This is a genomic window from Myxococcales bacterium, from assembly GCA_016699535.1.
Lineage (GTDB): Bacteria > Myxococcota_A > Polyangia > Polyangiales.
The window spans coordinates 1,012,475-1,026,654 of the sequence record CP064980.1 but is presented as its reverse complement, the minus strand read 5'-3'; the positions used below and the strand labels follow the sequence as shown (position 1 = coordinate 1,026,654).

Below are 14,180 nucleotides of genomic sequence, written 5' to 3'. Positions count from 1 at the left end.
TCATGAGAGCGCTTGGTTTTCTTGTAGCGCTCAGCTTTTGCTTTTTCACGCAAAGCGCTTATGCTGATACCGTGCTCGTTCTTCAGCATGCCGATAATCCTCAAGTCACAGAAGCGCACTACCAAAAAGCGCTTGAGTCCATCCAAAAGACCCTAAGCTCTTACGGTCATACCGTCCTTCACGTCTCAGACAGACGCCTCAAGCGCAAGCTAAGCGAAGAGGACAGGCGCTGCACCGCAGTCCTTTGTGCTGATGATGCCGCCAAGCATGCAGGCGCCGATGCCGCTCTAAGCTGGACCCTTTGGTCCCAAGAAGCTGTACCCACTTCCATCGCTCTAAATCTCACCGCCCCCTCTGCTTCAAACTACGCCGTAAGATACGACATCTCGGGTAGCGACATCGCCGCTGCAGCCCGCGAAGCCTGTAAAGATGCCCTTTCCAAATTCCAAAAAGGCTCAGGCCCCTTCCTCAAAGTCGACGGCACCCACGGCGCCCGCCTCATCATCGACACCCTCCCCACCGGCATCCTCCCCTACCACAAACGCATCGAACCAGGAGAGCACCACATCACCGTCGAGCTCAACGGCTACGAGACTTTCAGCACAACCATCACCATCCCCAAAGACAAAAGCTTCGAGCGCACTGTATCAGCAAAGCTCGAACCTATCATGGAGACGCACTATCCGTGGCTTGCATCAGGCGTGCTCGTGGGGGCGGGGGCTGCGTTGAGCACACTTGGAATTATCGGGCTTGCAAAGGGAGACAGCTGCACTCGAAGCGATGCTGTTACTGGAGATTGTTTAGAAACGTCAAAACCTATTTCTGCCCTTGCTTGGACATCTCTCGGTTTAGGTGCAGCTTCCATTACCGCAGGCATCGTATGGTTTTTCATCGGCCAATACCAAACACGTGCTCCAACAGAAAAACAAACCACGGACGATATTCAAGTGCGTCTTAGCCCAACATCTATCGAACTAGCAGGAACGTTTTAATGCTTCACAATCTAAATAAAAGCAAAACACTTTTCATCGCCTTTGTTTTTTCTCTCGCAACGCTGACAGCAACAACCTTTATCGGATGTGAAAAAACCGACCTCTGCACAAGCGACAACCCTCCTGCCGGCTGTTTCACATGCTACACAAACGACGATTGTTCGGGCGATAAACCCGTTTGCGACATCCCCAACAACACCTGTGTCGAATGCCTAGAGAGTACCCAGTGCACAGGTGATAACAAATACTGCGACACCACCTCATCAACCTGCGTAGCCTGCCTTGATTCAACCCAGTGCACCACTCCCGAAGCCCCAGTCTGCGATACCACAACCTTCACCTGCACCGGCTGCACCGAAAACACCGACTGCGAAGCATTCCCCAACAACACCATCTGCCATAACGACAAGTGCGTCGAATGCACCACTGAACAAGAAGACGACATCTGCGGCATCTACATCTGTGTTCCATCAACAAACACGTGCTCAGACACTATTGAGCAAGGAAGCGCTGGCATCTGTCAAAGCTGTGTTTCTGATACACAATGTCAGATGGATCACAATTGCATAGCGATGTTATTCAATGAAGATCCTAGAGATAATGGTTATTGTCTTAAGTTGGTGAGTGCCGGTTGCGAAAAGCCATGGACTGCCGACACCATTACATCTGCTAGTTTATCTGGTGCACCTGAAAATGATTATTGTGGAATCAAGCAAAACCTAACGACCTGCGAAGCTGTCCTTGAACTAGTGAACGAAAATGGTTGTCCGAATGGAACCGATGAAGAGTGTGGAGCAGAAGGTCTCAGTGATGGCCTTTGTCGAGATTTTGGGCTAGCGTTAAATCAATGCACTTATCCGTGCGATGGTGTCGTACAATGCAAAGACGGTACCGCCTGCACAAACGGTTACTGTCAACCGTAATTGAGCGATCCACATAGCCGAACAGTCGGAGCTTTGGGGTCTCCGACGCGTCTGGAAGTCTCTGCGACATCGGCCAACGATTCTATCCTGGAAGACCCGCTCACTCGTCGAAATCACGACTTGCTGCTTTTGAAGAATGCGTTCTTGCAAATTCTTTGGTTCTCCGGGCTTTTTTGCCTAACGTTAAGGGGCGGCGGGCCGAATGAAAACGAAACCACTACCGATAATAAAGCCCAGCGATGCAAAATCTTGGTCACTTTGCGCCCGTCGGGTGTGGCTAGACAATAAGGCCGGGCTCGGCCTTACCAAGGTCGAAAATGCCTTTGAGCAGTTGATCATTGACCGGGGAATCCGGCACGAGAGACGAGTGTTGGACCAGCTCTCCCAGTCACTTGAATGTCGTACAGCTAAATCACCCGAGCACACGAACGAGCTAATCGCGAAACGCATCCCGGTTATCTATCAAGCTCAACTCAACGACGAGAAGAACGGTATTATTGGGAATCCCGATTTCTTGATTCTTCATGAAAGCGGTGAATATCAGGCAGCGGATGCTAAGCTTTCGCTGAATGGTGCGAAAAAAGAAATTCGAGCTCAGCTCGGACTCTATAGACGCATGCTCGGCAATGGTCTTCCTGCCATTGCATTCCTTGGCAACGGCGAGGAATACCTCGTTGAGGATAGCGATGATTCTGTAGCAGAACAGTTTCTCGCTGACATGCGCAGGATTTTATCCAGCGACGAGGAACCGTTCGTTCGCTATAGCCATAGTAAATGTAGCGCTTGTCCGTACTGTGATTACTGCAAGCCGAAGTTTGAAGCTGCCGAGGATCCTTCTTTATTATATGGTTTAAATGCGAAGGCAGCTTTGGGCTTGGAAAAAGAGGGCATCGGCACGATTTCGCAACTCGCAAGCTCCGATCCGAAGAACATACCTGATATTCCCCACCTAAAAGGTTTCAAGAAAAAACAACGCGCCGTACTTCAAGCAAAAGCTCACCTCTCCGGCGATTCCTATCAGCTCCGATCGATCACATTGCCAGCCGGCCAATGGGTTCATTTCGATATTGAGGATAATCCGCTAACCGACGATGGCGAAAAACACGTCTACCTCTGGGGTTTTCTGTTGCCAGAAGGCAACAAATTCGAATTTGTGTGGACAGACAATGAAGAGCAAGACAAACAAGGCTGGCTGGAATTCTTGAAGCGAGTGGACCTTTATCGGAGCAGATATCCAAACCTGAACTTGGCACACTATTCCCACCACGAGAAAACAACCATTCAAAAGTATGCACAACGCTACGAAATGGAAGACCAACCCACCGTAAGTTATCTACTTGGCGATCAGAGCCCATTATTTGATTTACAAAAACCAATACTGGATGCATTGGTGTTGCCGCTCCAAGGTTATGGGCTCAAAGACATCTGCAAACACCCTAACTTGGTAAACTATCAATGGAGAGACGAAGATTCCGGCTCACAATGGTCTGTGGTGCAGTTTCATCGCTATCTCGAGGAGACCAACATCGCTAGACGGAATCAATTGAAGGCTGACATTCTCAGCTATAATCAAGATGACGTGACCGCAACCCACCACCTAGAACAATGGCTCCGAAAACATTATAGTGCTTAATCCATGGCAGCAAAACTTTGAGCCGCTATCTGCATATTGATAGTTTTTACTCCGGCTAAAAGGTTTTTGTCCCAGGAATGTGCCAACGCGTTTTTGTAAGCAACTTGTGGGTCGGCAGCTTTTCGGACGTATCGAGATGAAGCAGCACGTCTAAAGGCATCGTGTACGGTGGCCTTACCCGACGCGTCAACTTCGAGGCCATTGCCAAGTAGCTAACTCACCACCTGACCGAGCGCGGAGCCCTATGTCTACGCTGCGTTTAATTCAACTCGATAGTCAAGATCGGCTACAGCGAGCTGATCTTGCAGAGCAAGCCGGACAAACTGAGATTCGCTGTACCCTAGGATCTTCGCAAACTTCGCTGCGCGGCCCGGGCTCAATAGACGACGGCCTTTTTCAAGATCGCATAGATGTTGACGAGAGATGCGCAACAAGGTCGCAAAGCTCGCCTGGCTACGCTCCTCGCACCGGCGTATCGCGAGCAGAGCCTCCCCTAAAGTCAGGGGTCCACCCGTGAGCTTTTTCAGAAATGCGGTTGCATCCACATCACCCGATCGATTTTTCCTTTTCTTCTTAGTACTCATGTTTGCTGGCCTGGTATCCTGGTATGTCCACCCATAGATTAAGCTTACTCACAACCTGAGGAGGAGCTTTACGCAGCGCCTTTTGCACGCGGGCGCTAAGTACCACCCGAGTAATCGTACGAATGATTGTACCCTCACACGGGGTATTTGTCAGGCAGCGACGAACTTACGCGACTAGGGCAACACGCCGACTGGCATCATCCAAGAACCTCCACGAGCTCGGCCAGAATCTTCAACTCTCCCTCGTCTAGATCCTCGAGGACTATGGGCTCGAAGGTCGACTCGGTGGAGTCCGGCTTGAGGGTGATGCGGCTGTGGCGCCACCCGCCGTCGCCGTCGGACTCCTTCTCGCTCTCGTAGACCTTCACGGTGTAGCTGCCGCCGTGCTCCGGGTCTTGGATGTCGCGGTGTTGGGCGAGAACGACCTTGCCTTGCCGCGTGCCCGCGGGTCTCAAGCGCCACAAGCACCATGCACCGTTCGGAATGCGGCGGTTCATGGACTCGCCGACGACCTGCGCGACGAAGAGCTCTTCCGAGGGACGATGCCGACCCGTCAACTCCACCCATTCATGGTCGCCATGATCGACGTTTTGCGGCGGCGAGAAGCCCCCGGCCGCAACCTTCAGTTCCAGGAGCGGCACGCAGTTCTCGTAGGGGCGCGCGTCCTCAGAAGCGATTCGCCGAAACGGCAGCACGCGAGCATCACTACCCGCCGTGGCACTCACGTCATCGTCTATCGTCGCATCGAACGCCTGGAAGGTATTCGACACTCGGAAACGAACGTCCGTCGCGAGAGCTTTGAAGTGAGCGCGGCCACAGTCGATCTTCGCCTGTTCGGTAGGTCGGAGTGCATCCGTGAATAGGCTGCCCTTTGATTCCACGACGAAGTAGAGACGACTCTTACCATCCCGCTCGATGAGCACCGCCCAGTCTGGGTTGTAGCTGCCGAGCGGGGTCTCGATCTGGAACCACATCGGGAGCTTCGCGTAGACCTTCACGTCCTCGCTGAGCTCGAAGGACTTGGCGAACTCGGCCTCGACGTCTGAGTCGTAGACGACATGGGAGAACACGGACTTCTGGCTCTCGAGCATGTTCTTGCTGAGATAGCCGTAGATCTCTTCGGTCTCGAACAGCTCCTGCGCGTAATATTCTTGGTCCCCGATGCGCTGGTACTTGATGCCATCCACGATGAACAGGCGCATCTGGTGCTGGATGATCGTTGCCGCCTGCTCGATGAACTTCTGCGGATTGCGCTTGAAGTGCTCGAGCTTTGCGCTTCGCCGCAGAATCTCGACGATCGATCGGCGCGTGAGATTGGTCTCGTTCTGCAGGAAGGACACGACGTCCGGCGGCTGAAAATCGGTCGCCTCGTACGTGTAGGCCTGCTCGGTGGCATCGCCCATCTGGACGCCACCGCGATTGATCTCGGCCTGGCTCTTGCGGAAGACAAACCGCGCGCGGCCGACGACCAAGGACTTGTTGATCTCGTCGGCGCACGTCTGAATCAGCTTCTCGGGGTCGAACTCGACGCGGAACGTGGTGCGATGCTTGATGCGGTCCCACAGCTCCTTGAACTCAGCTCCGAGGTAGACGCCCTTGTTCAAGCGCACGCGTTCTCGTTCGTCCGCGTTCTTGACGTTAAGGCTACCGGCGACCTTCGTGAGGGCGGCTGTGATGGCCGCCGAGTGCTGCGCGGCATCCTCGGGCAGCTGAATCTGCCCGCTCTTCAGGTCGCTCCGTAGTTTGTCCTGAACCTTACCCTTACCATCGATGTAGCCGGCATCCTTCAGGTGCTTCCAAAGAGCCTCTGATGCGTCGATGCCGAGGTGCTTCGTCGTGTGGTCGCCGGTCTCGATCGGGATGTTCGCGAAAAGATGTTTTTCGACGATCCCGAAGCGGATCCCGGTGTCTTCCTCGATCTCCTTCTGCAGCTTTTTGGCGAAGTCCTCGTAGGACTCGTTGGCCATGACCGTTAGTGTGTTCACGTCGAAGCCATGCACCCGTTCGCCCTCTTGGTTCACCGCGATACGCAAACCGCGGCCAATCTCCTGGCGCTTCTTCATCACCGAAGTCGTCTCATTCAGGGTGCAGATCTGAAAAACGTTCGGGTTGTCCCAGCCCTCCCTCAGGGCCGAGTGCGAAAAGATAAACTTGAGTTTCGAATCGAAGCTGAGAAGCTTCTCCTTGTCGCGCATGATGAGCTGGTACGCGCTCTCGTCCGCGATGCTGGTGCCCTCGCCGCGAGATTCCTTCATGCGCTCGGTGCCGGTCGCGTCCTTCTTCCTGTCGACCGCGAAGTAGCCGTCGTGGACACCGTCGGCAGCGGTCTCGATATCGACGCTCTTGAAGAGGTCCGCGTACTTGGGTTTGCGAATGAGCTTCGCGTACTCTTCCTCGAACATGACTGCGTACTTACCCGACCTCGGATTACCTTCTTCGTCGTAGTCTCGGTAGTTGGCCACGCGGTCAATGAAGAAGAGGCTGAGAACCTTGATGCCGCGCGGCCGCAGGCGCAGCTCCTTGTTGAGGTGTTCCTCGATCGTTTTGCGGATCTGCAACCGCTTGTAGTCGTCCTGATTGACCTCACCGATGGCCTCACCGAGCTTCACGATGTCGGGCTTGCTCGTGAAGTCGATGTACTCCTCCCCCTCCTCGCAGTAGATGTTGTTCAGAATGTAGCCGTCGTAGAGGTCTCGTCCGCGGGACACCTCGAGCAAGTCGCTTCCCTGCCGGACGGTCTTCTTCTTTCGCTGCACAGTGCCGGCGCGCCCGACGATGTCGATCTCCACCTGTGCCGTGATTGGGCTCTTCTTGTTGTCGACCTTCAGGAGCTTGATGTAGGCGCGATTGTGGCTGCCCTCGACGTCAATGCCGGCAACCTCGATCTGCTTGACGAGCTTGCGTTCGTAGGCGTCGACGGCGTCGAGTCGGAAGACCTGGTTATGCCGGTCCTTGTGTGTTGCTGAGTACCTCAGAGTGCAGAGCGGGTTCAGTGACGCTATGGCCTCGCGACTCTTCTCCGTGTTGGCGACGCTCTGCGGCTCGTCGATGATGACGATGGGGTTGGTAGCCTGGATGAACTCGATCGGTCGCGCTCCCGTCATCCGGTCGTGCGGGCGATGAATGATGTTGGCCTTGTCCTCCTTGTCCGGGTCCGTGAAGCTCTTTCGGAACGCGTCGATGTTGATCACCATGATCTGGACGCAGTCGCTGGTGGCGAAGTTTCGCACTTGGCCGAGCTTCTGAGAGTCGTAGATGAAGTAGTCGTAGCGGACGTTGTCGTAGATCCCTTTGAGGTGCTCCTCGGTGATCTGAAGAGACTTGTAGACGCCTTCCTTGATGGCGATCGAGGGCACGACGATGATGTACTTGGTGAACCCGTACTTCCTGTGAAGCTCGAAGGCAGTGCGCAGGTAGACGTAGGTCTTGCCGGTGCCGGTCTCCATCTCGACCGTGAAGTTCATGCCGTCGAGCTCCTTGGACGGAGCGAGCCCGTTGCGGAGCTGGATCTTGTTGACGTTGGCCAGCAGGTCGTCGTCCAGAAGCTTCAGGCGGTTGCCGATGCCCAGATCCGACTCAAAGAGGGCCGCCTGCGGACCCGTGTCCAGTCGAGCCACGGTGAAGTTGGTCTGGCAGGTCTCCTGACCCTCAAAGATGTCGACCAGCGATGCGATTGCATCGCGTTGGAAGTCGAGGTCGGCGCTGAACTGAATCTTCATGACAGCCTCCGGCCTACAGGCTCTTCACGTCGTTGATTCCAGCCTGCTTCAAGATCTGGACGGTGTTCGTCTTGACCACGTCGTCGGCAAAGCCAGCGTCCCGAAAGACCACCCGCATGACCTCGGGCTTCAGTTCCTTCCGAAGAGCCGCGATCCCCTCTACGACGTCCAACGTGACCCCTGTGGCCAGGCAGACCACCAAAGCGCCCGCGCCAATGATGTAGACCTTCTTGCCACTCACAATGCGCGATTCGATCGGGATCGCCAGGTCGAGCCCGTATTTGAGCAACATCTCGTAGAGAACGTCATCCTCGGAACGGCTGGGTTTAATGTTTTCGATAGCGTTGAGGAGCGACTCGTCGAGCGAGTCGAAATCCGCATCCCAGGTCTTGATGTTGCTGCTCGACAACTTGAGCACGCGAAAACCAAGGTCGACGTGGGACTCGTCCGTCGATAGCTCTGGGTTGTTTGCGAGCGCCTTGACAGAGGCAGCAAGCCTCGCTCGAGTGAAGTCCGAGACTGTTGGAAAGCGTTGGTCCTCCGTCACCTCCGGGAGCTGAACCAGGATGAAGCGCCGCGATTGGGTGCCAGGGTCTCGGTGGCGCCACACCGCTTCACCGGTAGTCCCCGAGCCAGCAAAGAAATCCAAGACAGTGTCGCCGGGGCTCGTAGCAATCTGAAGCATGCGCTCCACCAGTTGAACGGGCTTGGGGGTGTCGTACGCGTCGCCACCATCGAAAAGGCCTACTAGGTTCCTCTTGGCCGAGTCATTGGTGCCTACCTCCTCAGCGAGCCAAAGCGTGTGGGGAGTAAGGCCGTCCTTGCCTTCAGTTAGAAAGTGTTTCTTCCGGGGAACGTTGTTGCCGCTCGCTCCGAACCAGATCCTGCCTTCGGCAACCATCTCGTCGAATTTCCCCTTGTTGTACCGCCAACAATTGCCGGGCGGTGGGTCGATTTCGCGACCACTGGGTGTGCAGATTGTGTAGAACTGTGATGGCGTCGCGTGGCCCGCCTGAGCGGTAATCGCGACAGACTGCCAATCCCCTCGCGGATCGTTATCGGGATTGGAGTACCGAGATAGTGCTTCATCTCCGAGTGGCAATAGGTTTCTTGACTCCTGAAAGCGATCTTTGTCGCGCGCAAAGCACAACACAAAGTCATGGTTGAAGGAAAACACGCGCCTGTTTTCGCGCGTGGTGCGCTTTTGCCAAATAAAGGTGGCTACGAAATTCTCTTCGCCAAAAATCTCGTTGCAGATGCTTCGAAGGTTTGCCGCTTCATTGTCGTCAATGGAGATCCAAATGGACCCGTCGTCGGTAAGGAGGTTTCGCGCCAGCTTCAATCGCGGGTACATCATGTTGAGCCAGTTGGTGTGGTAGCGACCGTCCGCCTCCGTGTTGGCAGAAACCTTGAAGCCCTGCCCGTCAGTCTGGCCCGTGTACTTCAGGTAGGTTTCCAGATTGTCCTGGTACTTGTCTGGGTAGATGAACTCCTTGCCCGTGTTGTACGGCGGGTCGATGTAGATCATCTTCACGCGGCGGTGATACGACTTCTGCAGAAGCTTGAGCACCTCGAGGTTGTCGCCCTCGATGAATAGATTCTGGGTGGTATCCCACTCAACTGATTGTTCCGGGCACGGCAGCAGCGTTCCTGTCGATGGAGTTTGCGCAATGTGGCGCGCTCGGCTCTTGCCGTGCCAGGTGAAGCTGTATCTCTCCTCTCGGTCGTCGACGTAGTCGCCAAGCGTCTCGCGAAGCGCATCGAAGTCGACCTTGCCCTCTGCAAAAACCTCTGGGAAAATTTCTTGCATCCGCTGTATGTTTTCCCGGACACCATCCGGTGAGCTCCCAAATTCCATTGGGTCGAGTTGCTCTGGGCCTTCGTGTTCGTCGTGTGCACTCGTCGTCATAAATCTCTCATCATCTCTTCGAGTTCGACAGTGAGCTGCTTGAGCTTGCTGTTCATCTCAATTTGTTTTCCAAAGTTTGTTTCTTCGCGGATCGCCGCACGAACGGTGCCGATTTCTCGCCTCAAGTTCCTGCAATCAGAGAGCAGCTTTCGGCGTTCCGCGGGTGGCTTGCTTTCTCGCAGCGCGAACTCGCCGGTCAGTGACGAGGCTACATACGACATAACACGATCAAAGAGCGCGCTGTAGAGCGCCCAAAAATCTTGGGCGCCTGTCTCAAAGATACTGAGGCTTGCGAGGAACGCGGATTCGATATCCGACCGTGGTTCTCCTTCAAACCATTCGGTGCGCAGGAGGCCCTCCGCCACCACAGCTCCTCGCTGCGCCCGGCTCGCCCGCTTGTGCGCTACGCTGAGGGCGACAGCCTCAGCCTCATCAGCAGAGCGATGGTGAAACAAGAGCAGAAGAGGATACGGAATTGCGCGGTGAACAATCTCCGCGATTCGGTTCGCGTTGCGGCGCTGACTAAGAACGCACTCAATGACCGCAATCTCGAGGTACTCTCGTTCGTCGTCTTCGTAGGCGGCGATGGGCACCGTGGATGGCTTGAGTGTGTACTGCCAGGTGATGGTCTCGACGTCGCTGCTTAGCGCGCGCTTGTCGGCGGCAGTAAGGTTGGCGTTCTCATAAAACAACTTCTTGAACACGCGCTTAGCGAGCAGGCACTCGTCGGGAAGGGCCATCGCTCTATAGAAGTCAGCCGGCGTCATCGACGAGCTCCCACTGAGGAATCCAGATCGGTTGTCGGCTTGCCGGAAGGAAGCACGATCAGGTACGCGACGACCTCGAAGTCATCGACCCCGCGGAAACTATCGCGGCTGAGCACCGTGCCGCCGCGCTGAAATAGGCTCTCGACCCCCTGCTCCTCCGCCTTTCCGGTGATCGCGGTGACCGCCTTGGCCAGGAGCCCCTGGTAGTGGGCCATGTCGACCCCGCCACGAGTCGCCTTCTGAAAGCGGTCGAAGGCGGCCTCGTTCGGGGTCGTGTTGGCGCGCGCGAGCCTCTTTAGAATCTCCAGGAGGTGGCGGGGCTGGTTGAAGTTCTTTCCCACCTCTCCGTTGTCGCCCACATACGTCAGATAGTGCGGCGCGAGAGGATACGCGGGATCGAGCGCGACCCGGGTGTTCTCACTGCGCAGACAGAAAAAGGCGCCAAGGTTTATGGCGGCCGCATGATCTGAGTGGACGAGTTCGCCGACCGACGTGACCGCGAACGTTCCAAATGGCAGCCCTTCCAGAAGGTCTCGGTGCTCCTTTAAATGACTGGATAGGTCCATGCGGAAATCGTTAAGCGTCAAGTCGGTGATGGAGATGCCGCTAGACAGGTCCTCGAGGTCGAGCACGTCGTCCTGAAGCTGCTCAAACTGGCGCCGCCGATACTCGAGGTCGTTCATCTGGTCTTGGGCGGTGGCCTCGATAATGTTCTCCTCGCCTGTGGCGGAGATATCGAGCAGCACCATGCGCCCGGAGACGCGCGCTTCGAGATTGATGTACTCGTCGAGCTCCATGTTCGGCCAGAAATTGACCAGCTGGATGGTTTCGTTTTTCGACCCGAGTCGATCGACACGACCGAAGCGCTGAATGATGCGCACGGGGTTCCAATGGATGTCGTAGTTGACAAGGTAGTCGCAGTCTTGAAGGTTCTGCCCCTCGGAGATGCAGTCGGTCGCAATGAGCAAATCGATCTCGTCGTGCGCTTTTGAGTCTGTCTTGTTTCGCTCCTTGGAGACCGGGGAGAAGTTGGCGAGAATGGAACCGAGGTCGGTTCGCGCCCCGGGTAGCGTGGTTCGGTTTCTTCCGGTCCGGCCGGTAACGATCGCGGAATGCAGCCCCAATTCGTCATGAGCCCACTCAGCGATCTCGGAATAGAGGTAGTCGGCAGTGTCGGCGAAGGCCGTGAACACGATTGCCTTGCGGTTTCCAGGATTCGGAGGGTCAGATGCTTTGTTGGTTATCAGCTTCTTCAGGTGTGCAAGCTTGTCGTCGCGCTTTGCGTCAACCTGTCGCCCCTCCTGCAGGAGTTTGACGAGCAGCTGTTCGTCCTCTTCTAGGTCCTGACGCCAGCGAACCTTGTCGGCATCCTGAAGCAGCACCTTGATCTTGGTGCCGACGAGATACGGGTCCAACTCCTCGTTCTCTAGGTCGATGTCCTCGATGCTCAGCTCCTCGATTTCCTTTTCATCCTGCGCGTCGATACGAGCGATGAGATCGCGGACCTTGCCGAGCAGCTTGTCGACGGTCTGCGCGAACGAGCTGATTGAGCTCTCCATACGTTTCAGCAGGTTGACGCGCATGAGATGGATGAGGCTCTCTTCGCGATCGAGCTGCCGGAACGACCTGCCACCGGCTAACTCCATGTCATATCGTTGGCTATACTCGGCAACCGGGAACTTCCCAATCTCGCTGACGTCATAGTATTTTTCGATGTGTTTGCGAGAGCGCGCGATCGTCAGAACATCGAGCAGTTTGAAGTAGTCGAAGCCGAGTTGGTCGAGAAGTGACTTCGTCGTGCGCTGCGCGGAATCCAGCTTGAGCCACGCGTTGAATTGAGTTTGGGCGCGCTTGAGCGTCTGCTCGATGCTGACGATTCCCGAATCAATGAGCGCAGCGTCGGCGCCCTCCGTGATGAACGCTACTTGGTTTTTGAGGTCATTCATCTTGCTGTTGACCGGCGTAGCTGAAAGCATCAATACCTTGGTCTTCACGCCGGCCCTGATGATGTCCGTCATGAGGCGCCGGTATCGCGTCAACCCATCTTTGTGCGGCGAGTGTTTCTGAAGTTGTGTGATTCGTCAATCACCACTAGGTCGTAGTTGCCCCAGTTCAAGGTTTCCAGATTGATCTCGCCTGAGCGCCCCGTGCGGCGGGTGAGATCGGTGTGATTCAGAACATCGAAGTTGAAGCGGTCCGAGGCGAAGAGGTTGCGGGTGTCGTTGATGGTGTAGAGGGACCAGTTTTCGCGCAGCTTCTTGGGCGCCAGGACCAGAACTCTGTCGTTGCGGAGTTGATAATACTTGATGACAGCCAGTGCTTCAAAGGTCTTCCCGAGACCGACGCTGTCGGCAATGATGCACCCGTTGTAGCGCTCGAGCTTGTCGATTGCTCCGAGCACACCGTCGCGCTGAAAGCGGTAGAGCTTCTGCCAGACGAGTGTCTCTCGGATACCCGTTCGACTCTTAACGATTTGGTCTTCGTCCAGTTCTTGGATGTTGGCGGCAAATAGGTGGAACAGCGTCGCGAAGTAGAGGTCTTGCGGAGAGCGATTCGATGAGAGTTCGTTCAGACGGGCGAGAAGGCGCTCCTTGCCATCGTGGCTGATCGACGAATCCGACCACAGAGCTTCGAATAGCTCGCGGAGCCCTTGCACACCCGCTGCATCGGTTAGGAGCGTGTTCAGCTCGTATCGCGCGGACGGGGTTAGTCCTAGACCTGGGCATGTGAAGGTCGAGCTACCCCTGCAGCACAGCGCCGGCGTCCGAAGCCTCCATGCAATAGAGGCTGTGCGGCACGGTCGCGTTGGCGGCACGCACCTCACATTTTTCAGCAAGCCACGCGGCAAACTCGCGCGCGATGGCCGGGCCGGTTATCGTGTTGCGAAACCGACGCTCCTCCGGGCCGCCGAGTAGGCTCCCTCCTGGCGACGGGACTCCATCGGCAGGACCTGGCGCCGGCAACGAAAGCAGAACCCGAGCGGACTCCAACCGCAACAAGTCAGGCTTGAGCTCGTTCCACGCGAAGATCGAGAGGTCATTTGTGAGGAACGACGCGGAGGAGCTGTCTGCGAGGGCTTTCCGGAGGGCATCGACGACACGCCCGTGGGCTTTGTTGTCAACCAACATCAGGCTGTCTCCTGATGACCCGGCGAGGGGGCAAGGAGATAACCGCACAAGGAGGTGCTAGCTTCAGCACCACTCATTGGACGGCTCCGTGGCTTGCGTCGTCATAAGGTGGAAGATGCTTTTTTGCGGAACGATTAGCAAGGTCCATGTGAATCGAACTCTCCTGTCCCGGGGCGTTTGCCTCCAAAAATTGCTTCCAGCAACCGTGTTCTTAGGAAAAAGAGAAAAGCGAAGGATTCCAAGTATTCTGGTCCCGACAGATGGCGTTCAAGAAAAGGTGTCAGCAACCGTCTTGAGGAAATAAATTAGCCTGCGGGAAGGAAAGGGTGTCGGGTCGCTTCATGTAGACAACTTATCTTCGACACTAACCTTAGTGCCTTCAAACCCGTGCCCATGCTACTTCTGACGTTTTTAAGGCATTTTTCATGCCACTTCTGTCTTGTTTACACCGATTTTCATGCCACTTCTGTTATCCCACCCTAGTCTCTGCTTCCTTATAGTAGAACGTGTCGCCTTCAAGTCGAG

General features: G+C 55.6%; 7 protein-coding genes and 1 pseudogene. 3 read left to right on the top strand and 5 right to left on the bottom strand.

Features of this window, described 5'->3' with window-relative positions; all coding sequences use genetic code 11:
- Positions 1-2 precede the first annotated feature (2 nt).
- The 3 genes from IPJ88_04875 (at position 3) to IPJ88_04865 (ending at position 3,548) form a co-directional block, all read left to right on the top strand.
- Positions 3-992, top strand: coding sequence for a PEGA domain-containing protein (locus IPJ88_04875; protein ID QQR91068.1), 990 nt, complete (start codon positions 3-5; stop codon positions 990-992).
- Positions 992-1,915, top strand: a complete 924-nt coding sequence (locus tag IPJ88_04870) for a hypothetical protein (protein ID QQR91067.1) — start codon at positions 992-994, stop codon at positions 1,913-1,915. The genes IPJ88_04875 and IPJ88_04870 overlap by 1 nt, the downstream gene beginning before the upstream one ends.
- Positions 1,916-2,117: 202 nt before the next feature.
- Positions 2,118-3,548 (top strand): TM0106 family RecB-like putative nuclease, encoded by a 1,431-nt coding sequence (locus IPJ88_04865; GenBank protein ID QQR91066.1) that lies wholly within the window; start codon positions 2,118-2,120, stop codon positions 3,546-3,548.
- Between the two features lie 248 nt (positions 3,549-3,796).
- Here IPJ88_04865 and IPJ88_04860 read toward each other — a convergent pair whose 3' ends face one another.
- The 5 genes and pseudogenes from IPJ88_04860 to IPJ88_04840 form a co-directional block, all read right to left on the bottom strand.
- Positions 3,797-4,132 carry a helix-turn-helix transcriptional regulator gene (locus IPJ88_04860; GenBank protein QQR91065.1) on the bottom strand — a complete coding sequence of 112 codons (336 nt, stop codon included), beginning with the start codon at positions 4,130-4,132 and terminating at the stop codon, positions 3,797-3,799.
- A gap of 197 nt (positions 4,133-4,329) precedes the next feature.
- On the bottom strand, positions 4,330-7,851 hold the full coding sequence (locus IPJ88_04855; protein ID QQR91064.1) for a DEAD/DEAH box helicase family protein: 3,522 nt from the start codon (positions 7,849-7,851) through the stop codon (positions 4,330-4,332).
- Positions 7,852-7,864: 13 nt separating this feature from the next.
- The gene (locus IPJ88_04850) at positions 7,865-9,760 is read right to left on the bottom strand and encodes a site-specific DNA-methyltransferase (protein QQR91063.1); all 1,896 of its coding nucleotides are present in this window, start codon (positions 9,758-9,760) and stop codon (positions 7,865-7,867) included.
- Complete coding sequence (locus IPJ88_04845; GenBank protein QQR91062.1) at positions 9,757-10,527, bottom strand: DUF4391 domain-containing protein; 771 nt, start codon at positions 10,525-10,527, stop codon at positions 9,757-9,759. The genes IPJ88_04850 and IPJ88_04845 overlap by 4 nt, the downstream gene beginning before the upstream one ends.
- Positions 10,524-13,655 (bottom strand): annotated as a pseudogene (locus IPJ88_04840) (DEAD/DEAH box helicase family protein). The gene IPJ88_04845 and the pseudogene IPJ88_04840 overlap by 4 nt, the downstream one beginning before the upstream one ends.
- Between the last annotated feature and the right edge of the window lie 525 nt (positions 13,656-14,180).

Bases quoted from the DNA above. Each gene is read 5' to 3' on its own strand.
- IPJ88_04865 (QQR91066.1), top strand. From the start codon at position 2,118: ATGAAAACGAAACCACTACCGATAATAAAGCCCAGCGATGCAAAATCT.
- IPJ88_04870 (QQR91067.1), top strand. From the start codon at position 992: ATGCTTCACAATCTAAATAAAAGCAAAACACTTTTCATCGCCTTTGTT.
- IPJ88_04850 (QQR91063.1), bottom strand. From the start codon at position 9,760: ATGACGACGAGTGCACACGACGAACACGAAGGCCCAGAGCAACTCGAC.
- IPJ88_04860 (QQR91065.1), bottom strand. From the start codon at position 4,132: ATGAGTACTAAGAAGAAAAGGAAAAATCGATCGGGTGATGTGGATGCA.
- IPJ88_04855 (QQR91064.1), bottom strand. From the start codon at position 7,851: ATGAAGATTCAGTTCAGCGCCGACCTCGACTTCCAACGCGATGCAATC.
- IPJ88_04845 (QQR91062.1), bottom strand. From the start codon at position 10,527: ATGACGCCGGCTGACTTCTATAGAGCGATGGCCCTTCCCGACGAGTGC.
- IPJ88_04875 (QQR91068.1), top strand. From the start codon at position 3: ATGAGAGCGCTTGGTTTTCTTGTAGCGCTCAGCTTTTGCTTTTTCACG.